Below are 24240 nucleotides of genomic sequence, written 5' to 3' on the forward strand. Positions count from 1 at the left end.
GACCATGCAGCCCGGTGACCACACCCCAAATTACACCTCATTGACGGACGTGACCAGAGCCGGCATATCGTCAGCGCCGAGACAGCGTCGTCAGACATCTGCGCAAGTATTGTCTCGGCAATACGTTCCAGCACGAGGCGGTCAGCATTCGAGACATGGCTAAGGATTTCGGATAAAGTCTCGTTTCTTCGTTGCAGGATCGCAGATAGGCGAGTCTCGCCTGCCTCAGTGAGCATCAGCGCTACTGCACGACGGTCCCGTAGCGCTTTGGATCGAACGGCGAACCCGGCTGCAACCAATCGATCGACAAGCCGCACCGTCCCCGCGTGGGACAAGCCTAGCACCCGTCCTAATTCGTCGATCGAAAGACCGGTCGCGTGACCGATGACGACGATCGCCGCGGTGGTTTCGCCACCGCCGGGTATCGTCGGGTCGAATGCCGCCTTCTTAATTCGATCGGTGATGCCCACTGCGAGGGCGCCGAACAGATTGACGAGCCGGTCCGAGAGTACGTTCAAAGGGTTGCCTCATTCATTGACGGCGTATAGTGTATGCGCAGCGCATATATCACGCCTGTCTAAGCATGAAGGCAGGTCATGCGCCATGATGAAAGCGAGGCACCATGTTTTCGACATTACACATAGCTGAAAAGACGACCGGCTCTCGCGGGTCTCTCGCGTTGCTGCGCTGGGCGCTGGTGGTCATCTTTCTCTGGTTCGGTTGCATGAAATTCACGAGCTATGAAGCGATGGGCATCGCGCCATTGATGAAGAACAGTCCGATCATGAGCTGGATTCCGGCCGTTTTTGGGGTGCAGGGTGGAAGCTATTTTATAGGCACCGTCGAGCTCGCGACGGCCGCTGCGCTGATTATCGGTGCTTTCAACAAGACGGCCTCCGCTCTCGGCGCGGCGATGTCATGCCTGACTTATGCCGTGACACTGACGTTTTTCCTGAGCACGCCTGGCGTCGCCGAGCCGACCGCTGGCGGGTTCCCGGCGATTTCGGCCGGAACCGGACAGTTCCTGTTGAAGGACCTGGTGCTTCTTGCGGCATCAGCGTGCCTTCTACTTGCGTCCATACGGACAGCAGACGCGTGACGGCAAACAGGTGATAGGCGACGCTCCGGACCTGCGCTTTTGCCGAACCATACCCGCCTCAGCCCATAACGATCGACAAACCCTGTCGCTTTGATAGGGTGTTCGAAAACATGCTTTCGAGGGTTTGTCGTACATGCTGGTCGGATATATGCGGGTGTCAACGACCGATGACCGCCAAACGGTCGATCTCCAGCGGGACGCGCTCGTCGCAACCGGGGTCGATCATCGGCATCTCCATACCGACAAGGCATCCGGCGCGCGCGACGACCGACCAGGCCTGAAAGCCTGCCTCGACTATCTGAACGCGGGCGACACACTGATCGTGTGGAAGCTCGACCGGCTCGGACGCTCGCTGCCGCACCTGCTGACGATCGTCACCGATCTGAAGGCGCGCGGCATCGCGTTCCGGTCGCTGACCGAGCAGATGGATACGACCACGCCGCACGGCGAATTGCTGTTCTCGCTGTTCGGTGCATTGGCACAATATGAGCGTGCGCTCACGCGCGAACGGGTGATGGCGGGACTGGCTGCTGCCAAACGCCGGGGACGCCAAGGTGGCCGCCCGCCGATGATCGACGCCGAAACGCTCGAGCGGATCACCGCCGCGCTGGATGGCGGGGCCAGCAAGGCGTCCGTCTGCCGGACCTTCAAGGTGCCGCGTTCGACCCTTCTCGGCACGCTTGCCCGGATCGGCTGGACCGCACCGGCCAAGGTCTAAGCCGATGCCGCGTCGCGCCGTCCTGTCGGACGAGCAACGCGCGGCGTTGCTCGCGCTTCCCGACGACGAAACCCTGCTCGTCCAGCACTGGACATTGAGCCGGGACGACTTGGCCATCATCGTCCGCCGGAGGCGACCGCATAACCGGCTGGGTTTCGCGATCCAGCTTTGCGCGCTGCGCTATCCTGGCCGTTTCCTGCGACCCGGTGAACTGATCCCTGATACGCCGCTCGCGTTCGTCGCAGAGCAATTGCAGGTCGGACCCGAGGTGCTGGCCGACTACGCGACGCGCGGCCCGACCCGGTACGAACAGCTCGATGCACTGCGCGATGCATTCGGCTTCATGCCGCTCAGTCGGCCGCTGCGAACGACGTTGCAGGAATGGCTCCTGCCGATCGCGCTGACGACGACCAGCGGGGCTAGGCTGGCGCGCGTGATGCTGGATGAGTGCCGGCGACGGCGCATCATTGTGCCGGGCATCAGTTCGGTCGAGCGGATGGTCGCACAGGCGTTGCTCGATGCCGAACGCCATGTCGCCGAGCATCTGACCCGAGGACTCGATGCTCGACAGCGCCGGCTGCTCGATGCGCTTCTCCTGCCCCACACAGGCACGAACTTGAGCGATCTGGCCTGGGTGCGGCAGTCACCCGGCAAGCCCGGCCGAAAGACATTCGCCGCCATCATCGAGCGACTGACACTGCTTCGGGCCATCGGGATCGATCCGGATATCGCCGTAGGCGTCCATCCCGAGCGCCTCCGACGCCTGTGCCAGGAAGGCGTGCGGCTGACCGCGCAACATGTTCGGACGCTGCAAGCGACGCGGCGTCGCGCCACATTGGTGGCGACCATCCTCGAAACCATCGTTACCCTCACCGACGATGCGGTGCTGATGTTCGATCGCCTGCTTGGGCAGATGTTCCGGCGCGAACAGAACAGCGCGGACACGACACTCAAGCGCAACCGGCGCACCATCAACGGCAAAATCCGGCTGCTTGCCCAACTCGGCGCTGCCTTGCTCGCCGCCAAGATATCAGGTGGCGATATCGGCGCTGCGGTCGAGGCAGCGATCGGATGGAATGATCTCGGCCGCGAGGTCGATGAAGCCCGCAAGCTGATCCGCCCCGATTCGGTCGATCCCGTCGCGGTCGCCGCGACCAATTACCCCGTCCTCCGACAGGTCGGTCCCTCGTTCATCGCCTCGTTCACATTCGGGGCGGTGCCAGCCTGCCATGCGCTCGCGCGAGCGGTCGCGATCATGCGCGACCTTCATTTTGGTCATCTGCGCAAATTGCCTGCAGGCACGCCAGTCGGCTTCATCCGGCAAGCTTGGCGTCGGGCGATCGGCACCGGCATTCCCGATCGCAGGATCTATGAATTGTGCGTGCTGGTCGAGCTTCGCGACCGGCTTCGCGCCGGCGACATGTGGGTCGAGGGAAGCCGACGCTATCGTGCTGTCGAGCAGCAACTCATTCCTGCCCCCGTATTCGCCAACATGCGCGCGGCCGGCCCCTTGCCGATACCGGCACCGGATACGGCCGATATCTGGCTGGCCGAACGACGCGCCCGCCTCGCCCGTCGATTGGCCGAGGTCGAGCGAAAGGCGGAGACGGACGCGCTGGAAGACGTGCAGCTCAGCTTGGGCAGGCTGCGGATTTCGCCCTTGAAGGCGATTACTCCCGAGGAATCCGATACCGCCCTTGCGCCGCTCTATGCGCATCTGCCCGCGATCCGCATCACCGACCTTCTTGCCGAAGTCGATCGATGGACCGGGTTCAGCCAGTGCTTCACGCATCTGCAAAGTGGCCGTGCCGCGGATGAACCACGTGCGATCCTCACGGCGGTGCTCGCCGATGCCACCAATCTGGGCCATACGCGCATGGCGGAAGCCTGCAATCTCGTGACCCAGCGCCAACTCGGTTGGCTCGCCTCGTGGCATCTGCGCGAGGAAACCTACGGTCGCGCGCTCGCCCGGCTTGTCGACGCCCAACACACCGCGCCGCTGGCCGCGCTGTTCGGGTCCGGCACCTCGTCCAGCTCAGACGGTCAGAACTTTCCGCTCGACCGCCGCGCCCAGGCAACCGGCGCAGTCAATCCGCACAAGGGGACAGAGCCGGCTGTCTCCTTTTACAGCCACGTCTCGGATCGCTACGCGCCGTTCCATTCCACAGTTATCTCCGCTTCGGCGAGCGAGGCGGCACAGGTGCTCGACGGGCTGCTCCACCACGGCGCCGATCTGCACATCGAAGAGCATCACGTCGATGGCGGGGGCGTCTCCGACCATGTGTTCGCGCTATGTCATCTGCTTGGGTTCCGGTTCGCGCCGCGTATCCCGAATATCGCCGCACGCCGTTTGCACCTGTTTAACGGCATCGAACCCGGCCCCGATATTGCGCCGCTGGTCGCGGGCCGCATCGACGAAGGTCTGATCGAGGCACACTGGGACGACGTGCTGCGACTGGGAACCTCGATCCGCACAGGCGTCGTCAGCGCCTCGATCATGCTGGAACGGCTCGGCTCCTATCCACGCGCCAACGGCCTGGCACTGGCGTTGCGCGAGATCGGTCGCGTCGAGCGTACCCTGTTCACGCTCGACTGGATCGAGCAGCCCGAACAGCGTCGCCGCGCCACCCGCGAACTCAACAAGGGAGAAGCGGAAAATGCCCTGAAACGCGCCATCTTCTTCCATCGCATCGGCCGTATCCGCGATCATGCGCTGCAAGCCCAAAGCCATCGGGCGAGCGCGCTGAACCTCGTCGCCGGTGCCATCGTCCTGTGGAACACGACCTACCTGCAAGCCGCCCGGATGCATCTCGCCAACCTCGGCCGGCCGGTCCCGCCGGACCTGCTGCAACACCTATCACCGCTCGGTTGGCAGCATATCAATCTCACCGGCGATTACCTCTGGACCGATCCCGATGCGCCATCCACCGCGCTCAGACCGCTTCGCCAGATGCGCGCCGTCGAAGGCACGGCAAAACCTTAGCGTATATCTGGGTCCGTTCTGTGTACCGACCCCTATCTGCGGAGATTGACGAGCACCAAGCGGCCGGAGCACCGCGAGGACTGCCCCTTCTTCCGCGACCAGGTCACGCACCGCATCACCGAGATCCGCTCTCGCGAGACGCCTGCTGATCCACCCACCGGCTATTTCGAGGTGCTGCGCCCAGCCCCGGAGAAACTGGCGCAGAGGCCCGAGGAAGATGCCAGCGACGATCGCACCCGCCATGCCTCCGTTCCGCGCCTAGCGCGGCTCCTGTGGCGCCTGATCGACGCTGCCGGCACCAACAAGGTGGCCCCCGTCGCGCACGAATACGAAACCGCCTCGATCAAGCTGGAGTTCGAGGCGCTCGGCAGAGCCTCGACCAAGATCGAGATCGCGCCGGGCATCGAGCTCGGCCGAGCGTTCTGGACCCACGCAAATGCGCTTCACAGCCGTAGAGCCTACGCCATGCTGCGCCAGCTCGCGAAATCGTGGCCGAGCGGACACGCGCCACAGGGCTTCATGGCGCTGTTCTCGCCACACGTCCGGGGCCACGTCGTCGACGTCCCCGGGGCCGAGGCGATCCACGTCGCCAACCGCGTGCAGTCGCCCTCCGTGCGCGGCAACCTCATCAAGGGGCCGTTCTTGGTGATGATCGTCGCGGGCGAGTATCCCGAGGCGCACGGCTACGCACCGCTTCGCGCCTACGCTCAACCAATCTTCTCCGGTCAGCGCTTCATCCCGGTCGACTCCGAGTTCGAACGGTCGGTCCTTCGCGAGCTGTTCAAGGCCCGCCGGCTACTGGACGCCGGGGGAGTGGATCTCGCGATCGAGAAGCCCGTCTTTGACCGCCTCACGACCCAGGGCTCATGCCGACCCGACTTCCTCCTCGAGGCACGCTCGCGCCTGACTGGCGAGATCAAACAGCTCGTGGTCGAAGCGATGGGCTTCAGCGACGACGACTACCTGACGTCCAAGGCGACGACGCATCCGCGTATGCGGCTCCTTGGACCACTCCTGACGATCGAGCCCACGGATGTCGAGAAGGACCGCGTGGGCGATCTGATCGCGAGTGCTCTCGATCTCTGAGGCTCAGTTCCAGCTCAGGCTCATGCCGAACGAGACCACGATCCCGAGCGTCACAGGGGTCGACAGAAGGTAGAGCTTCTGCCAGCGCCACCAGGTCTTCGGCAGGAACAGCACGGCGCCACGCACGGACCGCATCTCCTCCCAGGACCGCTCGCGATACAGACGGATTCCGGCGACCGAGACGGAGAGGACCATCGCGATCGCGCAGCACAGCCCCGTGGCGGTGTAGAGTGCTATCCAGTTGATCAACTCGACTTGGGTCAGGTGCGCCATGATCAGCCTCGTAGCCCGCCTCGGGTGATTAATGTCTCCGACCCTTGGCCGGTTCCGAACGGACCCTATCTGTTTACAACAGCATGGTGAGGATATGCTTAACCCCCCACCGCAACGAAAGTGACGCAAGTTCCTCGCATACCGCAAGCTAATGGTCGATAAACGGCTTCGCACGTCCTGCCGATCGGATCGCCGACCCACGTCCGCACGCCGAGCTGCCGAGGCGGTTTGTTGATGAACCCCGGCGTCGTCGTCCTCGTCATCATCTTCGAGGGCGTTCGGAAGGTCACGCTCCACGCGACCGAAGCGCAGGCGTGGCGGCAGCTGATGGAGTTCGTAGACCGACGCTGGGAACGCCGGTTCGGCCGAGCCCCCTCCCCTATCGAGCCCGAGGCGCGCGCGGACCAGTTCTTCCGCAACAACAGCGACGATCTCTACGCCATCATCGACGCCGACCTTTCCGAGCTGCAGGAGGCGCTCAGCTGACGCCGTTCTTCGCTTGGCCTGACGCACCATCCCGTCGTACAATCTAGGCGAGCGGGAGCCTCCTATGTTCGAGTGCCTTATCTTGGGCGACAGCACCGGCGTCGGTGCCGGTCAGGCGATCAACCGGCGCTATGCCCAGCAATGCGACGTGCAGGCCGTCGAGCGTGCTACAGCGGCGCAGATCCTCACCTGGAGGAAAACGGGCAAAGACTATGGCGCCTGTGTTTTCGCCATGGGATCAAACGACCCGGCCGGCGCCGCCCTCGCGACCAAACTCACGAAGATCCGCACCAGCCTCTGCTTTCGCCGAGTCATTTGGCTGCTGCCTTATGCAAGACCCCAGGCTTATACTGTCAGCTCGGTTGCCGCTCGCTTCGGGGACGAGACGGTCGACTTGAACCGTTTTGAGACGCGGGACCGGATACATCCGCGCAACTATTCGCAAGTAGCATCGGTTCTTCTGCGCTGAGCGCAGAATCATAAAAGAGGTGAGAGGGATCGAGAGGATCGGGCAAGCGGGAGTTGCGTCCCGCGGCCCCTGCCCTCACCCGCCGAGGCTCCGGTCCCGGCGCAGCTCGCAGGAGCTTGCGATGTCGCTACACCTCTTGATGATCACCTTCGGCGACAAAGACGAACTGTCGGTCCACCCGGACCACGGCTCCGCATGGGCGGCGCTGCTGGGGTTCGTGGACGATCGCTGGTCAGCCTTGCTCGGAAGCACAGAGGCACCCGATGACGAGAACGCGCGCGTCGACGCCTTCTTCGCACTTCCGGACGCCTTCTACCTGATCGGCGAAGTGGTGGCGTCGCTGCCCGCCGCCTAGCGTTCCTCTCCCTCAGCCAGGTCCATCAGCTTCTCGATGGCCTGCCAGTAAGGCAGCCGCTCCCGGTCGCAGTATTCGACGAAGCGCCCCATCACGCTCACCGGGCCTTTGACGCTGACCTGGTGGAGCTGCTCGCCCGCATAAGCCGACTTCTGCCGGCGCGGCAATGCCGCAGGCGCGGACGGCTTGGAGAACCCGTGTTCGCGCCCGATGTCATCTACCGCAGCCGCGTCTCGGCGCTGATCCGTTCGGCTGCGTTCAGCCCGGGTGTTCGGCCGGATGTCCGAGAGATCGTCCAGCCCAAGTTTGATGCCGTTGCTCATGCCGTCTGCTCCACGACAGCGTTCTGCCGTCTGATTTCCGTCACGACCTCCTGCACGAAGGCGGTGGCATTGATGCGCGCCTTGTCCAGCCCGGTCGCCTGATCGTCGCCGAGGCTCCAGAGCGAGCGGTAGTGTGTGAACATCGCGCGAAACCCCGCGCGATCGTTCAGAGCGGTCTCGAAGGTCGGGATACCCGCGCCCCGAAACTGCGACCTGATTTCCTTCTCGTCGCGCGTCGCGATCGCAGGGTTCACGCGCGTAAACAGCATGCGATACGGGATCTCGCGGCGAAGCGCCCTCCCCTCATCCACCACCAGCTTGATCGCCCGGCTCGCCTGTCGTGCGTCGACCGGCGACGCCTGCAGCGGGATGATGACCAAGTCGGTCCGCGAAATCGCGCGAGACATGGCCAAGTTCGCGGTTCCTTCCAGATCGACGATGACGAACTGGCTGGAGGCTGCCGCCTCCTCGATCTCGTCGATGATCGCGTTGTCTGACGGGAGTGTCCGGCACTCGAATCCAGGATCAGACGTCTCGCTCGCCCACGTCTCAAGCGTTCGGTTCGGGTCGCCGTCGATGACAGTCACCGAGGCCCCGGCTTGGCTGAGACCGCTGGCGAGCACCAACGCCGACGTGCTCTTACCTACCCCGCCCTTGGGGCTTGCAAAGCTGATTACTGGCATGCTCCAGCCTTCCTCGTCATCGCTGCGCTACACTGGCGCAGCCTTCACACGACAGGCGGGGAGATTGCCCGCCCTGACTACGCCATGCCAGACCACACATCGCTTGGCAACGCTATACATGGCAGGGCATGGATAGGATACGCTACTAAGGCGTACTAAATGCTACGCAGGGCTATGCCACCCCAGCCACCGCATGGCAGCGCTACGCTAGAATATGGTAGCCACCGCTATGCACCGCTCGGGCATGCCGAGCATTCCGAGCGGTTCAGCTGCGATGCTTAGGCCTTCTCTTGGTACCATAGTCTACCACTGGCCGGAGCGAGGGGAGGGGGTGCAGAATAGCGAAGGAGCAGAAAAGATGCCCTATACCGCATTGAAACCAAGCCAGGAACTCGTCGACATCGTCGGCTCGCTCGGTGGAGTTTGGCACGGCTATGTTGCGACATGCCGATGCCCAGCCCACGTCGATCGGACCCCGAGCCTGTCGCTACGCCAGGGAGATCGCGGCATCCTCGTGACGTGCTTTGCGGGCTGCGAGGCAGAGGACGTCCTGCGCGAGATTCGTCGCATCCCGGTGACGAGGCGTTTCGAGCCCCCGAAGGCCGACATACGCCGCGGAACCGGGAACGTCGAACGTCTCTGGGAACAGGCCCGCGACGTCATGCAGACGCTCGGCGAGCGCTACTTGCAGCGACGCCACATCGTCGCAGGACCGGCCGATCTCCGCTTCCATCCGCGATGCCCGCTCGGACCCAAGGGACGTACCGTTTTCAAGCCCGCCCTATTGGTCGGCGTGAGGGAGGGACATCGGCTCGTCGCCTTCCAGCGCATCTTCCTCGACCCGGCAACCGCGGACTACGAGTGCAAGGTCATGCTTGGACAACCGGGGCAGGGGGCGTGGCAGGGACGACCGCTGCAAGGTGACACGCTCGCGATCGCGGAGGGGTTCGAGACGGCCGCGGCCTTCACGATCCTGCATGGCGTGCCCTGCTGGGCGACCCTCGGCGCTCGACGGTTCGATCATCTCGGCCTGCCGTCGGCGCTCGCCAATCTTCTACTCGCACAGGATAACGATCCGGAGGGCGAAGCCGCTGCCGTACGCGCAGAGGCTCACTATGCACGTCCCCGGCTCAACATCCGGCGAGCGCCACCACCAGGGCGCATCAAGGACTGGGCGATCGTCCTCGATCGCGAGCAGGAAAGGGGAGGGGGGTCGAGTGGATGATGCTGCCGTTTGGGCGGCCGATCCAGGAGACCCCCATGACCGACCTATTCTCGACGGCCGAGAACGCCGACCGAAGCGCCGCGCTCCTGCTGCAGGATCGACTCCGCGCCGGCGACAGCATCACGCGGGCCGCCCTCAATGAGGCCATGACGAAGGCCTATGGCGGCACCGACGCGCAGGGATGCTGGACCCAGCGCGAGAGCTTCGAGGTGCTGGAGCACGCGCTCGCCGTCCACCTGCGGACGGTCCCCCACGCGCTCCACGCCTTGCCCGATGTTGCCCACGCCATCCGGCTCATGGCGGCGCTACCCACCCAGACTGTCCGGAGCGAGGAGCAGCTCGAATGGCAGCAGTTCTCGACACCGGCAGACATCGCCGCTCTGGCCGTGCTCCTGGCGAACGCACAGGAAGGCGACGTCGTCCTCGAACCCAGCGCCGGCAACGGCCTGCTCGTCGCGCAGCTGCGCCAGGACGTCACGCTTCAGCTGAACGAACTCGACCCGGCTCGACGGGCACGGCTCGCCCACAGCTTTCCCGGCGCGCCGATCACCGGCTACGACGGCGCAGCGCTGACGTCGCTGATGGCATCGTCCGAGCGTCCCACGCTGGTCCTGATGAACCCGCCGTTCTCGCGCTCGCTCGGCCGCGGCGCCGACGACTTCGCGGCCGTGCGCCACCTACAGGCAGCCTTGCGCCGCCTGCGCACCGGAGGACGGCTTGTCGCGATCATGCCCGACTGGTTCGGCCCCAGCGCGCGTCTGCGTGACCTGTTCGACTCCACGCTGCGCGATGTCGCGGTCCGAACCTCGATCCGCCTCGAAAAGTGCTACACGAAGCACGGCACCTCGATCGCGGTCCGCCTCTACGTCATCGACAAGGCACCGGGCACGACGATCCCCTCGACGATCCAGCGCTCGTCGGTCGCCGAGATCCTCGACGCGGTGACGATCGTCGACCGGCTGAAGCCGAAAACGGACGTGCCAATGGCTCCTGTCCGGAAGACCGGCACGACCTCACTGTTCCGTGCCGTGAAGAGCACGCGCCCTGCCGAACCGCGCGCCTATCATGCCCCCGTCCGCAACGAGGTTCTCCCCGTCGATTTCACGCCGCTGGAAACCCCGGCGCCGCTTCTCGGACAGACGGGCGTCTACCTGCCCTATCGGCCGAGCCGCCTCGTGTTCACCACCGCCGGCGAGCATCCGACCGCACTGGTCGAGTCCGTGGCCATGGGCTCGATCCCCGCGCCAATCCCCCATCATGTCCCGCGCTTGCCCGAGCGGACGGTTGCCGAGCGTCTGCTGTCGGCCTCGCAGCTCGAAACAGTCGTCTACGCCGGCGATGCTTGGACCCAGATGATCCCGGGCCGGTTCCGCCCGAGCAAGGAGGGCGTCGGACTGGACCTGTCCGAGGACGGCCGCGAGTATCGCAAGGGTTTCTTCTTGGGCGACGGGACCGGGGCGGGGAAGGGCCGGCAGATCGCCGCCTGCATCCTCGACAACTGGCTGCAGGGCCGCCGCCGCCACATCTGGATCACCAAGAACGAGCCCCTCCTCGAGGATGCCCGACGGGACTGGACCGCGCTGGGCGGCATGACGGCTGACATCCAGCCCCTTACCAGCTGGAAGATCGACGAGGTGGTCAAGCTCGACCAGGGCGTGATCTTCGTCACCTATCCGGCGCTCCGCTCTGCTCGGGGTGATCACACCCGGCTCAAGCAGCTCATCGATTGGGCACGCGAAGACTTCGACGGTGTCATCGCCTTCGACGAGGCACACGAAATGGGCGGCGTCGCAGGCGGGGAGGGCGCTCTCGGCGCGAAAAAGGGTTCCCAGCAGGGCATCTGCGGGGTGCTGCTCCAGAATAACCTGCCCGGCGCGCGCGTGCTCTACGCCTCGGCGACCGGAGCCTCCGACGTCAACAATCTCGCCTACGCCGTCCGGCTCGGCCTCTGGGGACCGGAGACCGCCTTCGCCGACCGCGAGCAGTTCATCAGCGGCATCCGCAAGGGCGGGATCGCCGCCATGGAGCTCGTCGCTCGCGACCTCAAGGCGACCGGCCTCTACATGGCGCGCGCGCTCAGCTTCGCCGGCGTCGAGTACGACATCCTCAAGCATGCGCTGACACCCGACCAGATCAGGATCTACGACACCTATGCGGATGCCTGGGGCATCATCCACCGCAACATGGAACAGGCGCTGGAGCTGACCGCCGTCGTCGACTCCCTCGAGAACGCGACGCTCAACAGCGGCGCCAAGGCGTCCGCCCGCTCGCGCTTCGAGTCGACCAAGCAGCGCTTCTTCGGCCAGGTCCTTCTCAGCCTGAAGATGCCGACCGTCATCGCCGCGGTCGAGGAACACCTCGCCGATGGCAAATCGGTGGTGCTGCAGCTCGTCACGACCGCGGAATCGATCCTCAACCGTCGCCTCGGGGAGCTCAGCCCCGACGAGCGGGCAGACCTCGAAATCGACCTGTCGCCACGCGAATATGTCTAATGTGGAGCTCCACATTATACTGATTACCGGAACTTCCTCAGGCTATGGGAAGGCGACCGCACAGCTCTTTCTCGATCAAGGTTGGAACGTCGTTGCGACAATGCGGGCGCCTGACGAAAGCGTGTTCGACAAGCCCGGGGACCGGCTGAAAGTCCTGCCGCTGGATGTGACCAGCGCTGAAAGCATTTCTAAGGCTCTCGCCGATGCCGTCGCCGCCTTTGGACGGATTGATGTGCTGGTCAACAACGCGGGCATCGGCTTGCTTTCCGCGTTCGAGTTTACGCCTGACACCGTAATTCGGGAGATGTTTGAAACAAACACTTTCGGGGTGATGGCGGTCTGCCGAGCGGCAATCCCGCATATGCGCCAGCATGCGGGTGGTGTGATAATCAATGTGACCTCCAGCACGGCGATCGCCCCGATGCCGTTCGTTGCCGTGTATACGGCCAGCAAGTGTGCTGTTGAAGGGTTCACTGAGGCGCTTTCGTATGAATTGGGCCTGGTTGGCATCCGGGCGCGGATCGTAGAACCAGGCCTTGCACCAACGACCAATTTCAGAACGAACAGCGCCAATCGCATTGAGGGACTGACACCACCGCCATACGACGCCTTTGCGCAACGCTATTTCGCCAAGTTGCAAGACTATCCAACCGCGTTCACGAGTGTGAGCGAAGTCTCCGAGGCTGTTTTCGCTGCTGCGACGGAGGAGGGCGATCGGCTGCGCTTTCCGGCGGGCCCCGATACCGCGTTGTTCGCACAATTGCGATGGATGACCTCGGAGGAACATTATTTGGCACAGATGCGGGCGATGTTCGGGCCTGATCTTTCTGAGTAGTGTTTTCTCTATGCGAGTGTCGCTTCTCCACGAGCATCGTAGCCGCATAATTGGCGCCGTCCCGCGGTTCGCGGCGGCGGAAATGCGCAGTCATTCCCTGTTGCGCAGGTCGCGGCTGAGCGTCGGCCGGCCACTGCATCGGCGGGCAGGCGGAGGGGGACATGCCTGACTTGGCTCTTGACCTCCGCTTTCTCCGCTACGCGATTCTGGTTGCGGAACACGGAAGTTTCCGCCGTGCGGCCGATGCGATGAATCTCTCGCAGTCGACGGTCAGCCGTCGAATTCAGTTGCTCGAACGCAGGGTGGGCGTGCCGCTCTTCGAACGCAGCAGGAGCGGAGTGCGGCCGACGCCAGCCGGCGAGCGCTTCATACGGGAGGCTGCATTTGGCGCTGAACACATTCGCCAAGCTGTCAGCAGCCTAAGCATGGAGAAACGAGGCCAGATTGGGGAGTTGAAAATCGGGCTGATGGCCTCGCTCGCCAGCGGTTTCTTGGCCGACGTGCTCGAGGCGTTCCATTTCCGGTTTCCGAACATCGATATAAAGATCGAAGAGGCGACGGCGCAGGCGACTGCCGCCGGCGTGCTAAGCGGTCGGCTCGACGCGGCATTCATTCCCGGCGAGCCGCGTCTTCCCGGTTGCCAGGCGATGCATCTCTGGGGTGAACCTCTATACGTCGCAGTTTCAAAGCACCATTCCATGGCGGCACGCGTCGGCGTCAATTGGGAGGATCTCCGCGACGAGACATTCCTTGTCGCAGCGGACGTTCACGGGCCTGAGGTCGAGGCGATCATCGTGCGGCAGCTTTCCGGTTTGGGTTTTCATCCGCGGATCTCGGTGCAGCGGGTTGGCCGCGAGAACCTCCTCAACATGGTGGGCATGGGATTCGGCGTGACCTTGGCTGCGACCTCCACTCAGGGCGCCTCCTATCCCGCGGTCATCTTCGTTCCGCTTGCCGAAGGGGGCGAGGTGTTCAACTCAAGCGTTGTTTGGTCGACAAACAACGTCAATCCCGCGCTTAAGCGTCTGCTGGACCTTAGCGCATCGATCGCAAAAACGCACCAGCGGCGGTCCTCAACGGTCCTAGAGGCCATTCAACGGTTGACATAACGAGATGACTGGTCATTTATTAACGTCATGCCACGTCCACCGAATCCAGAAGTTCGTTCGCGCCTCATCGAAAAAGGCGCAGAAATCATCCATCGCCTTGGCTTCAACGGCTGTGGCGTGCAGGATATTACTGCCGCTGCCGGAGTTCCGAAGGGATCGTTTTACAATTACTTCGAAAGCAAGGATGCGTTCGCGGCAGCGATACTCGATGAATACTGGCGCGCAATCGAATCCAATTACGTGTCCATCCTGGAAGACGATTTCGTTAGCCCGTTAAAGCGCGTCGAGAGACACTTTTCGGAGTTGATTGAGTATCATGAGCGACAGAAATTCACGTTTGGCTGTCTGATCGGCAATCTCGCGCTTGAGCTTGCGGCGCAGAGCTCGATTGCACGATCAAAGCTGAAAGCTCTCCTGAGGACTTGGACAGCCGCCCTTGCAAAGTGCCTGTCGGCCGCGAGCGAAGCGGGAGAGCTTCCCCTCGCGCGCGAACCCCAGGACCTTGCGGCGACGCTCATCGAGGCCTTCGAGGGCGCGGTGATGGTGGCCAAGGTCGAGCAAAGCGGAAGAGCTCTGAGGCGATTTGGCACTGTTGCCCTGCCTCGGCTCCTCGCGTGAAAATCGTGTCGTATTAATAGACGACCAGTCACTTTAATACGTCGCCAGCAGATGGCGCCTTCCTCTTCTGAAAGGAGAAGATCATGACTGAACTCTACGCAGATCCCGAAAATCCGGTGCTTCCAAAAAGCACGTTTCAGCTCGACCTGAAGCGAGCTGCCCTCGTGGTGATCGATCCGCAGAACGACTTCTTACATCCCAGCGGTGTGAGCTGGCCGTTCTTCGGCGAGAGCGTTGTCGAGAACAACACCGTGTCGCACATCGGCCAACTGTTCGAAGCCGCGAAGGCAGCGGATATCACCGTCGCCATCTCGCCCCACTTCTACTATCCATGTGACCATCATTGGCAGTTTGGCGGTCCACTGGAAAAGACCATGCATGCGATCAACATGTTTGGTCGCAAAGGCCAGTTTACCGTGGAGGAATTCGAGGGATCGGGCGCGGATTTCCTCGAAGACTACAAAAAGTACATCCACGACGGCAAAACCATCATTGCCTCGCCGCACAAGGTCTACGGCCCCGAGACGAACGACCTCATTCTCCAACTGCGCAAACAAGGTGTGTCACAAGTCATCCTGGCCGGCATGGCCGCCAATCTGTGCATTGAAGCGCATTTGCGGGAACTGATCGAACAGGGCTTCGAAGTGGTGGTCGTTCGCGATGCGACAGCCGGCCCTCGCGTTCCGGAGGGCGACGGCTACCTCGCCGCCCTGGTGAATTTCCGGTTCCTCGCGCACGGCCTTTGGACGACCGCGGAAACCGTCTCACAACTGAAGGGCTGAGACGCCCGCACCTGCGCACATGTCCCTGTGGTCCCGGCATTGCCGGGACCGCATCCCGTTAGCGATCATCAAAGAAGGAGAACGGATCGATGAGGCGTGAGGAACTGACCGAAAAGATATTGGACATCAAGCGCGAGCGAGGCTGGTCGTGGAAACACATCACCGGAGAGATCGGTGGTGTGTCCGAGGTGCTGATCATCGGCGCTTTGCTCGGGCAGATGAAGCTGATCAAACCGCTCGCGAAGAAGGCTGCGGCGCTGTTCGGCCTGTCGGAGGCAGAAGAGCGTATGCTGAACGAGGTGCCATATCGAGGCATGCCCATGCCGCCGACGGACCCCCTGATATATCGCTTCTATGAAATGGTGATGGTCAACGGCCCCGCGTGGAAGGCACTCATCGAGGACGAGTTCGGCGACGGCATTATGTCCGCAATCGATTTCGACATCACGTTCGAGCGTGAGCCGAATCCAAAAGGTGATCGAGTGAAGATCGGAATGTCGGGCAAGTTTCTTCCCTATCGCTACTACGGAAGCGAGCAAGGCATTCCCGAATATGGCTATAAGGAACCCGAATGATCGTTCGCCGGGGCTCCCTTGGGCCCTGCCGACGATCAAGAGGAAGTAACGTGCCGCGCGCGACGTGCCTTGGCGAAGCCGCGATCGGTCGCGATGAAGCGTTCGATCATAGGCGCAATCAGACGTGTTGGATCGGCGACCGGCTGGCCGGTCTCGCGGCCGTGAACCTCAGCGTAAGCGACAAGATCCCGATAGACCGTCGCCGGTAATTCCGCCGTCACCTTCACGGGCTTGTCGTCGGCTATCATGCCGAGTTTCAACTTGGTCACATCAGCCTCCGTAGGGCTCGAGAATAAGATCACGGGTTACGATCACCCGGACCGGGAATCCGGGTCGGATGGTGAGCGTCGGGGCGATGTTGAGCTGCCGCCGGATGATCTGCTGGCCTGCGTCGTTGATCGTGTCTTGGCCGCCGTTGCGGATCGCCTGGATCAGCCGGTCGTCATCATTGGTGGCCAGTTCGGCGCCGACGCTCAGGAGCGTCGAGAGACCGGCGGCCTTGGCGAGATCCCACCAGTGATAGTCGACGCCGTCCTGCAGGCCGGCATAGCCCTCGGCGTCGGCGCCGGGCTGGCGCTCCAGCACGATGCTGCGGCCGTTCGGAAAGATCAGCCGATTCCACACGAGCAGGACGCGGCTCTGCCCGAACTGGACGTTGTTGTCATACTGGCCGATCACGCGCGTGCCCTGCGGGATCAGGAGGATCCGGCCTGTCGGGCTGTCATAAATGTTCTCGGTGACCTGGGCGGTGATCTGGCCCGGAAGGTCCGATCGAACGCCGGTGATGAGAGCGGCCGAGATGACGGCGCCGGCTTGAAGGATATTCGGAGAGGCCGGCGCGGCGATGCGGTCGGCCGCAACAGTGCGTCGGTCGACCGGCGCGTTGAGAAAGGCCTGCTGCCGATCTTGGGCGCTCGGCGTTGCCGGCGGCGGCGCGAGCCCGAGGCTGGCGAGGTCCGGTGGCGCCTGGTTCGGCGTGTTCGCCGTGACCGGCGCGGCATTGCGCGCCTCCGCCGCCGCGAACAGACGGCTGGTGCGGGCGGTCTCGATCTCCTGGAGCCGGCGCTGCTCCTCGGCGCTGAGGCCGGGCTGCGGAGCGGCGACGCCGGGATTGGGCACGGGCTGGCCGCGGTTCTGGGCGCTGACGATCGGCCGGCCGAGGTCGCCCGGCAGCGGCGGGCCGAGCTGCGGCACGCTGCTATAGTCGCGCGGCAGGCCCTGGAGGCCATCCGCCGTGTTGCGGTTGTCGGTTGAATAAAGCTCCTCCGGCGCCCGGCCGCCGTTGCGAGTCTGGAGCGCATAGACCAGCGCACCGCCGATCCCGAGGCTGGCGACCAGGCCGAGCCCGGCGAGCACCTTGCGCGACAGCCGCGTCACGCGCGGCGCATCCGCGCGCAGCCGCATCGGCGCTGCCGCTTCGGGCGCCGATCCGGTCAGCGGCGCGGCCGCATCCTCTCCCTCGTTCCGGTCTTCGCTCACGACGCCGGCCTCCCGTCGGTGCGGGTGATCCGGACACGCTTCTGATTGTCGCCGGAGCCGAACCGCAGCTCGGCGGCGGCGAACAGCCGGTCGACGATCATGTAGTTGGTGCGGACGCGATAGTTGACCAGCTCCGACGTCTTGCCCTCCGGGCCGACGACGAACAGCGGCGGCATCTCGCCCTGGCCGACGCCGCGTGGGAATTCGATGAAGACTTGCCGGCCGTCGTCATAGGCCCGCAGCGGCCGCCATGCAGCACGGTCGCCGGTCACCTCGTAGCGGAAGTTCAGCCGTGCGAGATCGACGCCGGTGGCCACCGGCTGGGTGGCCTGCGCCTCGGCATTCTGCCTGCGGAGCGCGATGAGCTGGTCCTGCGGATACTGCCACGAGACCGAGGCCATATAGGTCCGCTCGGTCGAGCGCAGCTCCATATGGTAGGTGCGTAGATTGGTGTTGATGACCAGGTTGGTCATCAGATCCGCGCGCGTCGGCTTGACGAGGATATGGACCTGCAGCGTCGCGCCGGCGCCGCTCTGCGTGTCGCCGATAATCCAGCGGACCGTATCGCCGGCCGCGACCGGCCCTGAGCCGACGAGCTGCTCGCCGGGTTGGAGCGCAATGTCGGTGATCTGCCCGACGGCGGTGTAGACCTGATAGAGCGCCCCTTGCGTGAAGGGATAGACCTGCATCGAGTTGATGAAGCCGTCGCGCACCGGCTGAATACGGGCGGCGGCGTTGGCCTGGTTGACGCGCGCGGTGGGATCGGCCGGCTCCGGAGCGCGGCGCGATTCCTCGACCGGCTTCATCTGACCGGGCAGCGGCAGCGGTCGCGGCAGCTCGACGACCCGGACCGGCGCGGGAGGATCGACGGTCTGCACGGCGGCCGGAGCGTCGTCGTAGCTGATTTCCGGCGGCGGCGTCGCGGTGGCGCAGCCGGCGAGCGCCGTCGCCGACAGCAGCAAAGCCGCAAATGTCTGAATGCGCAAAGCCGGCCTTCCGGCTTTACGGAAATACGGCTTTGTCATTGCCCCAGCTCCCGTGACCATGAGATTGCGTTGACGTAGATCCCCAAGGGATTGGCCCGCAGCCGGTCGGCATTGCGGGGAATCTGGACGACGATCGTGAGGATCGCGGTCCAGCGCGTGGTGTCGGCGAGCTGGCCGTTCTCATACCGGCGCTCCGTCCAAGCGACGCGGAACGAGTCCGGCGACGCACGGATGACGCTCGAGACATCGACGGCGATCTGCTGGCGGCCGACCTTGGTGAAGGGATCGTTCGAGCGCGCGTAATCGTTGAGTGCGGCCGCGCCGCGATCTGTCGTGAAGTCGTAGGCGCGTAGCCAGTTCTGGCGGACGATGATCGCGTCGGCTGGGATCGAGCGGACCTGCTCGATGAAGCGCGCCAGGTGGAAGGCGATCTGCGGATCGGTCGGCTGGTAGTCGGCGGTCGCAGGCGCAATCGCTTGCGCCTGGCCGAGCCGGTCTGTCTGCACCACCCATGGCACGACGGTTCCCCGAGCTGACTGCCAGACCAGCGCAGCGGCGAAGCCGGCGCTGAGGAACAGCGATCCGAAGGCCATATAGCGCCAGTTCCTCGCCTGGACGCGGGCCGAGCCGATACGGTCGTCCCAAACCTGGGCGGCGCGCTGATAAGGGGTCTCGGGCTCGGGAGCCTTTCCGTAATGCGTAGAGGGTCTTCGGAACATCAGCGGTCGCTTTCAGAGAGGTTGATGGAAGAGCCGCCGCCATGGCTGTCGCCGCTGCGGACGGCATGGACGGTGGTGGAAACGGCGTGGCTCATCTGCTGGGAGCGTTTCATGCGCTGGGCCCAGGCGGGCGGCGTGTTTGAATTGCCGGCGGCGGGCGCGGCCTCGTCTGAGCCGCCGCCGGCAATTCAAACAGTCGAGGAGCCGCCGGTCGCCTCGAAGGCGGACTTGGCGCCCTCCGAGAAACTGGAGCGCATGCTTTCGGTCGAGCGTTCAGCGGCGCGGCGGAGCGGCGATGTTGCAGCGGAACCGGCGGCCCGGGCGACGCCGCCCAGGCCACTGGCCACACCTGAGGCGCCCGACTGCCCTGCGGCGCCCAGGCTGTAGGCGGTGGAAGCGCCGCCCGCGAGGGCGGCGCCCCCGCGAGCGGCGGCGGCCGCGCCTCCTGCCAGCGCGGCTCCTCCGGACGCCACCGCTCCAACCGTGGCGGCGCCTGCGGCGACCATGCCGCCCGCGGCTAGGCCGGTTCCGATGGCGGCGCCCGCGCCGAGCTGGGGTCCGCCAGAGACGAGACCGTTGGCGATGCCCGGACCGAAGATGCCAAGACCGAGCAGCGTCAGCGCCGCGAGCACGATGGCCATGGCCTGATCGATGGTGGGTGTTGCCCCGCCGAAGCCGGCGGTGAATTCGGAAAACAGGCTCGACCCGATGCCGATGATGACGCCGAGGACGAGCACCTTGATACCTGAGGAGATGACGTTGCCAAGCACACGCTCGGCCATGAAGGCGCTCTTGCCGAACAGCCCGAACGGGATGAGCACGAAGCCCGCCAGCGTGGTGAGCTTGAATTCGATCAACGTCACGAAGAGCTGGATGGCCAAAATGAAGAAGGCCAACAGCACCAGCGCCCAGGCGAGCAGCATCACCGCGATCTGGATGAAGTTCTCGAAGAAACTCCAGTAACCCATGAGATCGGATATGGAATCGAGCAGTGGCCGGCCGGCATCGAGGCCGGTCTGGGCGACGCGGCCGGGCCGCATCATGTCGGCGACGGTGAAACCGGTGCCGGAGGCTTTCAGGCCGAGGCCAGCAAAGCTCTCGAAGATGATGCGGGCCAGGTTGTTCCAATTGCCGATGAGGTAGGCAAAGACGCCGACGAACAGCGTCTTCTTCACCAGGCGCGCCATGATGTCTTCGTCGGCGCCCCAGCTCCAGAACAGCGCGGCGAGCGTGACGTCGATCACGATCAACGTCGTGGCGATGAACGCAACTTCGCCGGAGAGAAGCCCGAAGCCGCCGTCGATGTAGCGGGTGAAAACTTCCAGGAAGTGGTCGATGACGCCGGTGCCGCCCATGATCTCAGCGCGCCTCGTTCGTGTGGGAGTCGACGGCCGGCACGGGCTCCTTGACGATGGGCTCGCGCGTGACCGGCGGATTCTGCGGGATGTCCTGCGGACCGGGCGCCTGCGGCGCCGGCTGCGACGGCGTGAGGAAGCGGTCGCGGTTCTCCGCCCAGGTCTGCAGGCACTCGCTGTCGCTGGTGCCGGCCTCGCCGAGCCGCTGGCAGCGGCGCAGCTTTGCCTTCAGCGGATCGGCCGCCGCTTCCGCGGGCACCGCGATGCTGCGGTAGATCGGCGGCTCGTCCTTGCGGGCGAGTTCGATGGCGGTGGCGGTGACGGCGAAGGTCACGAAGAAGATGGCGCCGATGCGCGCGAGGATCTTTCCGTCCATCGTCGCGCCCTCAGTTGCCGTTCTGGAACATCTGCGCGTTGCCGGGCTGGTAGCCCGAGCCCGGCGTCAGGAAACGGCGGCGCTGCTCGCGGCCCTGTTCGGCGGCCGCCGACCGCTCGGCTTCGGCGAGCGCCTGGGAACGGCCGTTCGCCGAGACGACGGCGGTCAGGTCCGCGAGCTGCTGGGCCTGGAGTGCGAGAAGCTGGTTGCCCGCCTGGGTGGCCTGCAGCGCGCCGGTGGCGCCCTGGCTCTGGCCGACCAGCGCCGACATCTGGGTGCGGTTGGTGTCGATGTTGCCGACCACGCCGGCCTGGACGCGCATGGCGTCCTGAAGGCCGGAAACGGTGTTGTTCCAGCGCTCTTTCGCCTGGGCGATGAGCTGCTGATTGGACGCGCTCATCGAGGCGCTTCCGGCCCCGTAATTGGTGCGGAACGCCTGATCGATGTTCTGGACATCGTAGGCGATGCGCTGCGCCTGCTGCAGAAGCTGTTGGGTGCGCTGGACCGATTGCTGGAGCTGTTGCAGCGAGGAGAACGGCAGGCTCGCGAGGTTGCGGGCCTGGTTGATCAGCGAGGTGGCCTGGTTCTGGAGCGAGGTGATCTGGTTGTTGATCTGCTCCAGCGAACGCGCCGCCGTCAGGACGTTTTGAACGTAGTTCGTCGGGTCGTAGACGATCCATTGCGCCGAGGCCGGCGCGACTAGCACCGGCGACGCAGACAAAGGGATGGCGAGGACGGCGGCGGTGATCGCCGCGCGGGGAATGCGCAGTTTCATGGCAGGCTCTCCAGGTTGGTGAGGTCGGGAATGAGGTCGACCGCCCATGTCGCGCCGCGCAGCCGCAGCCAGGCGGCGAGGAATCCCTTGCGGCCATGCTCGGTGACGATGCGGTCTATGGCGGCCTGGTCGGTCTTCGACGAGGCGGCGCAGAGCGCCAGCGCGACGTCGGACAGGCCCAGCTCGAACAGGCGATTGCCTCGGCGGGACTGGCAGTAGTAGTCGCGCTTGGGCATCGCCCGCGCGAGGATCTCGATCTGGCGCGAATTGAGCCCGAAGCGCTGATATATCGCCGTGATCTGCGGTTCGATCGCGCGCTCGTTCGGCAGTAGCAGCCGGGTCTGGCAGCTTTCGATGATGGCTGGCGCGATCGCCGAGCCGTCGATGTCGGAAAGCGACTGCGTGGCGAAAACGACGCTGGCGTTCTTCTTTCTGAGCGTTTTCAGCCACTCGCGGAGCTGGCCGGCGAAGCCCTCATCGTCGAGCGCGAGCCAGCCTTCGTCGACGATGATGAGCGTCGGCTCGCCGTTCAGCCGGTCCTCGATGCGATGGAAGAGATAAGCGAGGACCGCCGGGGCCGCATCGGTCCCGATGAGGCCTTCGGTCTCGAACGCTTGCACCGTGGCGCTGCCGAGATGTTCGCTCTCGGCGTCGAGCAACCGGCCATAAGGCCCGCCGACGCAATAGGGTCTGAGCGCCTGCTTCAGGTCGTTCGACTGGAGCAGCACCGCCAGCCCGGTGATCGTGCGCTCGGCGACCGGCGCCGAGGCGAGCGACGTGAGCGCCGTCCAGATCAGCTCCTTGACGTCCGGTGTGATCGCGACGCTTTCTCGTGCTAGGATTGCGATGATCCAATCGGCAGCCCATGCCCGTTCCGGGGTCTCGTCGATGCGGGCGAGCGGCTGGAGCGAGACGCTGTCGGCCGAGCCTTCGGTAAGCCCGCCGCCAAGATCGTGCCAGTCGCCGCCCATAGCGATGGCGGCGGCGCGGATCGAACCGCCGAAGTCGAAGGCAAAGACCTGTGCTTGGCGGTAGCGGCGGAACTGCAGCGCCATGAGCGCGAGCAGCACCGACTTGCCGGCGCCGGTCGGGCCGACGACCAGCGTGTGGCCGACGTCGCCGACATGGATGGAAAACCGGAACGGGGTGCTTCCCTCGGTCTTGCCAAACAGCAAGGGGGGCGCACCGAGATGGTCATCCCGTTCCGGACCCGCCCACACCGCTGATCGCGGGATCATGTGGGCAAGGTTCAATGTGCTGATGGGAGGTTGGCGGACGTTGGCGTAGACGTGGCCGGGCAGCGAGCCGAGCCAGGCGTCGGCGGCGTTGATGCCTTCGGGCATCGCGGTGAAGTCGCGGCCTTGGATGACCTTCTCGACGAGCCTGAGTTTTTCCGCCGCGATGCGGGGATCGTTGTCCCAGACGGCGATCGTGGCGGTGACATGGGCCTGGCCTGCGAAATCCGCGCCCAGCTCTTGCAGCGCCAGGTCGGCGTCGGCGGCCTTGTTGGCGGCGTCGGTGTCGACGAGCGTCGAGGCCTCGTTGGTCATCACCTCCTTGAGGATCGCGGCGATCGACTTGCGCTTCGAGAACCACTGCCGTCGGATTTTCGTGACGAGCCTGGTGGCGTCGGTCTTGTCGAGCAGGATCGCCCGGGTCGACCAACGGTATGGGAATGCGAGGCGGTTCAACTCGTCCAGGAGCCCTGGCGTCGTGACGGTCGGGAACCCGACGATGGTCAGGATACGCAGATGCGCTTCGCCGAGCCGCGGTTCGAGCCCGCCGGTCAGCGGCTGATCGGCGACCAGGGCATCGAGATACATCGGCGTCTCGGGCACGCGAACGCGGTGGCGCTTGGTCGATACGGTCGAGTGCAGGTAGGTCAGCGTCTCGACGTCATCGAGCCAGGCGCATTCCGGCATGAAGGCTTCGACGAGCTGCAGGATGCGGTCGGTGCGGTCGACGAAGCCGCGCAGCGCCTCCCACGGGTCGACGCCGCGATCGGCCTTGCCCTCGTAGAGCCAGCTTTCGGCGCGCGCGGCGTCCTCGGCCGGCGGCAGGTAGGCGAAGGTGATGAAATAGCTGGACTCGTAGTGGGCCGCGTCCTCCTCGAAATCCGCCTTGCGCTCGGCATCGACCAGAGCGGATGCGGCATCCGGAAACCGGCTCGCGGGATAGGCGCCGACGGCATGGCGCTGTGCCTCGACGAAGATTGCCCATCCGCTGCCGAGGCGGCGGAAGGCGCTGTTGAGGCGGCCGGCGACGGCGACCAGCTCGGCCTGCACGGCGGAATCGAGGTCGGGACCACGGAAGCGCGCCGAGCGCTGGAACGAACCGTCCTTGTTGAGGACGACGCCGGGGGCGACAAGCGCCGCCCAGGGCAGGAAATCCGCAAGGCGGGTCGAGGTGCGGCGATATTCGGCGAGGTTCATCATGGCG

General features: G+C 64.7%; 24 protein-coding genes and 2 pseudogenes. 14 read left to right on the forward strand and 12 right to left on the reverse strand.

From position 1 onward, the window contains the following. Window positions 1-518, reverse strand: a 518-nt coding sequence (locus tag AX703_RS25545; RefSeq protein WP_062348306.1) for a MarR family winged helix-turn-helix transcriptional regulator, incomplete at its 3' end; no start/stop codon positions are given. Between the two features lie 104 nt (window positions 519-622). On the opposite strand from AX703_RS25545, the gene AX703_RS25550 reads away from it, so the two are divergent. The 4 genes and pseudogenes from AX703_RS25550 to AX703_RS25565 all read left to right on the forward strand — a co-directional run. Next, the gene (locus AX703_RS25550; RefSeq protein WP_010339850.1) at window positions 623-1099 is read left to right on the forward strand and encodes a YkgB family protein; all 477 of its coding nucleotides are present in this window, start codon (window positions 623-625) and stop codon (window positions 1097-1099) included. A 133-nt stretch (window positions 1100-1232) separates the two neighbouring features. Beyond that, window positions 1233-1817 carry a recombinase family protein gene (locus AX703_RS25555; RefSeq protein WP_010339849.1) on the forward strand — a complete coding sequence of 195 codons (585 nt, stop codon included), beginning with the start codon at window positions 1233-1235 and terminating at the stop codon, window positions 1815-1817. Between the two features lie 4 nt (window positions 1818-1821). Beyond that, window positions 1822-4800: a Tn3-like element ISMpo10 family transposase gene (locus AX703_RS25560; protein WP_012449407.1), complete on the forward strand. Its 2979-nt coding sequence runs from the start codon at window positions 1822-1824 to the stop codon at window positions 4798-4800. Between the two features lie 33 nt (window positions 4801-4833). Beyond that, window positions 4834-5886: pseudogene (locus AX703_RS25565) on the forward strand (hypothetical protein); the annotation flags it as partial. A gap of 3 nt (window positions 5887-5889) precedes the next feature. On the opposite strand, the gene AX703_RS25570 reads toward AX703_RS25565, so the two are convergent. Then, window positions 5890-6159: a hypothetical protein gene (locus tag AX703_RS25570; RefSeq protein ID WP_054362420.1), complete on the reverse strand. Its 270-nt coding sequence runs from the start codon at window positions 6157-6159 to the stop codon at window positions 5890-5892. A 234-nt stretch (window positions 6160-6393) separates the two neighbouring features. On the opposite strand from AX703_RS25570, the gene AX703_RS25575 reads away from it, so the two are divergent. From AX703_RS25575 to AX703_RS25585, 3 genes are all read left to right on the forward strand, one after another. Beyond that, on the forward strand, window positions 6394-6645 hold the full coding sequence (locus AX703_RS25575) for a hypothetical protein (protein ID WP_058539788.1): 252 nt from the start codon (window positions 6394-6396) through the stop codon (window positions 6643-6645). 82 nt (window positions 6646-6727) lie between these two features. After that, on the forward strand, window positions 6728-7114 hold the full coding sequence (locus AX703_RS25580; protein WP_200912148.1) for a hypothetical protein: 387 nt from the start codon (window positions 6728-6730) through the stop codon (window positions 7112-7114). Between the two features lie 121 nt (window positions 7115-7235). Next, window positions 7236-7469 (forward strand): hypothetical protein, encoded by a 234-nt coding sequence (locus tag AX703_RS25585; protein WP_054362423.1) that lies wholly within the window; start codon window positions 7236-7238, stop codon window positions 7467-7469. On the opposite strand, the gene AX703_RS25590 is transcribed toward AX703_RS25585, so the two are convergent. After that, window positions 7466-7792, reverse strand: coding sequence for a hypothetical protein (locus tag AX703_RS25590; RefSeq protein WP_054362424.1), 327 nt, complete (start codon window positions 7790-7792; stop codon window positions 7466-7468). The two genes, AX703_RS25585 and AX703_RS25590, sit on opposite strands and share 4 nt — an antisense overlap. Then, window positions 7789-8475: a ParA family protein gene (locus AX703_RS25595; RefSeq protein WP_054362425.1), complete on the reverse strand. Its 687-nt coding sequence runs from the start codon at window positions 8473-8475 to the stop codon at window positions 7789-7791. Before AX703_RS25595 ends, AX703_RS25590 begins: the two co-directional genes overlap by 4 nt. A 358-nt stretch (window positions 8476-8833) precedes the next feature. On the opposite strand from AX703_RS25595, the gene AX703_RS25600 reads away from it, so the two are divergent. The 7 genes from AX703_RS25600 (at window position 8834) to cynS (ending at window position 16111) form a co-directional block, all read left to right on the forward strand. After that, the gene (locus AX703_RS25600) at window positions 8834-9700 is read left to right on the forward strand and encodes a toprim domain-containing protein (protein ID WP_058803405.1); all 867 of its coding nucleotides are present in this window, start codon (window positions 8834-8836) and stop codon (window positions 9698-9700) included. Window positions 9701-9735: 35 nt separating this feature from the next. Then, a complete protein-coding gene (locus tag AX703_RS25605) occupies window positions 9736-12192 on the forward strand; it encodes a strawberry notch-like NTP hydrolase domain-containing protein (protein WP_058803406.1) in 2457 nt (818 codons plus the stop codon). Between the two features lies 1 nt (window position 12193). Beyond that, complete coding sequence (locus AX703_RS25610; RefSeq protein WP_231728248.1) at window positions 12194-13027, forward strand: SDR family oxidoreductase; 834 nt, start codon at window positions 12194-12196, stop codon at window positions 13025-13027. A gap of 161 nt (window positions 13028-13188) precedes the next feature. Further along, window positions 13189-14136, forward strand: a complete 948-nt coding sequence (locus AX703_RS25615) for a LysR family transcriptional regulator (RefSeq protein ID WP_054362428.1) — start codon at window positions 13189-13191, stop codon at window positions 14134-14136. Window positions 14137-14163: 27 nt separating this feature from the next. Further along, window positions 14164-14754, forward strand: coding sequence for a TetR/AcrR family transcriptional regulator (locus AX703_RS25620; RefSeq protein ID WP_054362429.1), 591 nt, complete (start codon window positions 14164-14166; stop codon window positions 14752-14754). A gap of 83 nt (window positions 14755-14837) precedes the next feature. Then, on the forward strand, window positions 14838-15536 hold the full coding sequence (locus AX703_RS25625; RefSeq protein ID WP_054362430.1) for a cysteine hydrolase family protein: 699 nt from the start codon (window positions 14838-14840) through the stop codon (window positions 15534-15536). A gap of 89 nt (window positions 15537-15625) precedes the next feature. Next, entirely contained in the window at window positions 15626-16111 is a 486-nt protein-coding gene (gene cynS, locus AX703_RS25630; RefSeq protein ID WP_054362431.1) for a cyanase, read from the forward strand. A 35-nt stretch (window positions 16112-16146) separates the two neighbouring features. Here cynS and AX703_RS25635 read toward each other — a convergent pair whose 3' ends face one another. The 8 genes and pseudogenes from AX703_RS25635 to trbE all read right to left on the reverse strand — a co-directional run bounded on the left by AX703_RS25635 (window position 16147) and on the right by trbE (window position 24236). Continuing rightward, window positions 16147-16380, reverse strand: coding sequence for a DUF2274 domain-containing protein (locus tag AX703_RS25635; RefSeq protein WP_054362432.1), 234 nt, complete (start codon window positions 16378-16380; stop codon window positions 16147-16149). Between the two features lies 1 nt (window position 16381). Continuing rightward, window positions 16382-17515 carry a TrbI/VirB10 family protein gene (locus AX703_RS25640; protein WP_196490234.1) on the reverse strand — a complete coding sequence of 378 codons (1134 nt, stop codon included), beginning with the start codon at window positions 17513-17515 and terminating at the stop codon, window positions 16382-16384. 71 nt (window positions 17516-17586) lie between these two features. Further along, window positions 17587-18615 (reverse strand): P-type conjugative transfer protein TrbG, encoded by a 1029-nt coding sequence (trbG, locus tag AX703_RS25645; RefSeq protein ID WP_196490233.1) that lies wholly within the window; start codon window positions 18613-18615, stop codon window positions 17587-17589. After that, a complete protein-coding gene (trbF, locus tag AX703_RS25650; RefSeq protein ID WP_054362435.1) occupies window positions 18612-19295 on the reverse strand; it encodes a conjugal transfer protein TrbF in 684 nt (227 codons plus the stop codon). The genes trbG and trbF overlap by 4 nt, the downstream gene beginning before the upstream one ends. Beyond that, window positions 19295-20650: pseudogene (trbL, locus tag AX703_RS25655) on the reverse strand (P-type conjugative transfer protein TrbL). Before trbL ends, trbF begins: the two are co-directional and overlap by 1 nt. Window positions 20651-20654: 4 nt before the next feature. Beyond that, a complete protein-coding gene (trbK-alt, locus tag AX703_RS25660; protein WP_054362437.1) occupies window positions 20655-21026 on the reverse strand; it encodes a putative entry exclusion protein TrbK-alt in 372 nt (123 codons plus the stop codon). Window positions 21027-21036: 10 nt separating this feature from the next. Beyond that, a complete protein-coding gene (gene trbJ / locus AX703_RS25665; protein WP_054362438.1) occupies window positions 21037-21801 on the reverse strand; it encodes a P-type conjugative transfer protein TrbJ in 765 nt (254 codons plus the stop codon). Next, complete coding sequence (gene trbE / locus AX703_RS25670; RefSeq protein ID WP_062348310.1) at window positions 21798-24236, reverse strand: conjugal transfer protein TrbE; 2439 nt, start codon at window positions 24234-24236, stop codon at window positions 21798-21800. Before trbE ends, trbJ begins: the two co-directional genes overlap by 4 nt. Window positions 24237-24240: the final 4 nt, after the last annotated feature.

This window comes from Novosphingobium sp. CCH12-A3 (assembly GCF_001556015.1).
Taxonomy (GTDB): domain Bacteria; phylum Pseudomonadota; class Alphaproteobacteria; order Sphingomonadales; family Sphingomonadaceae; genus Novosphingobium; species Novosphingobium subterraneum.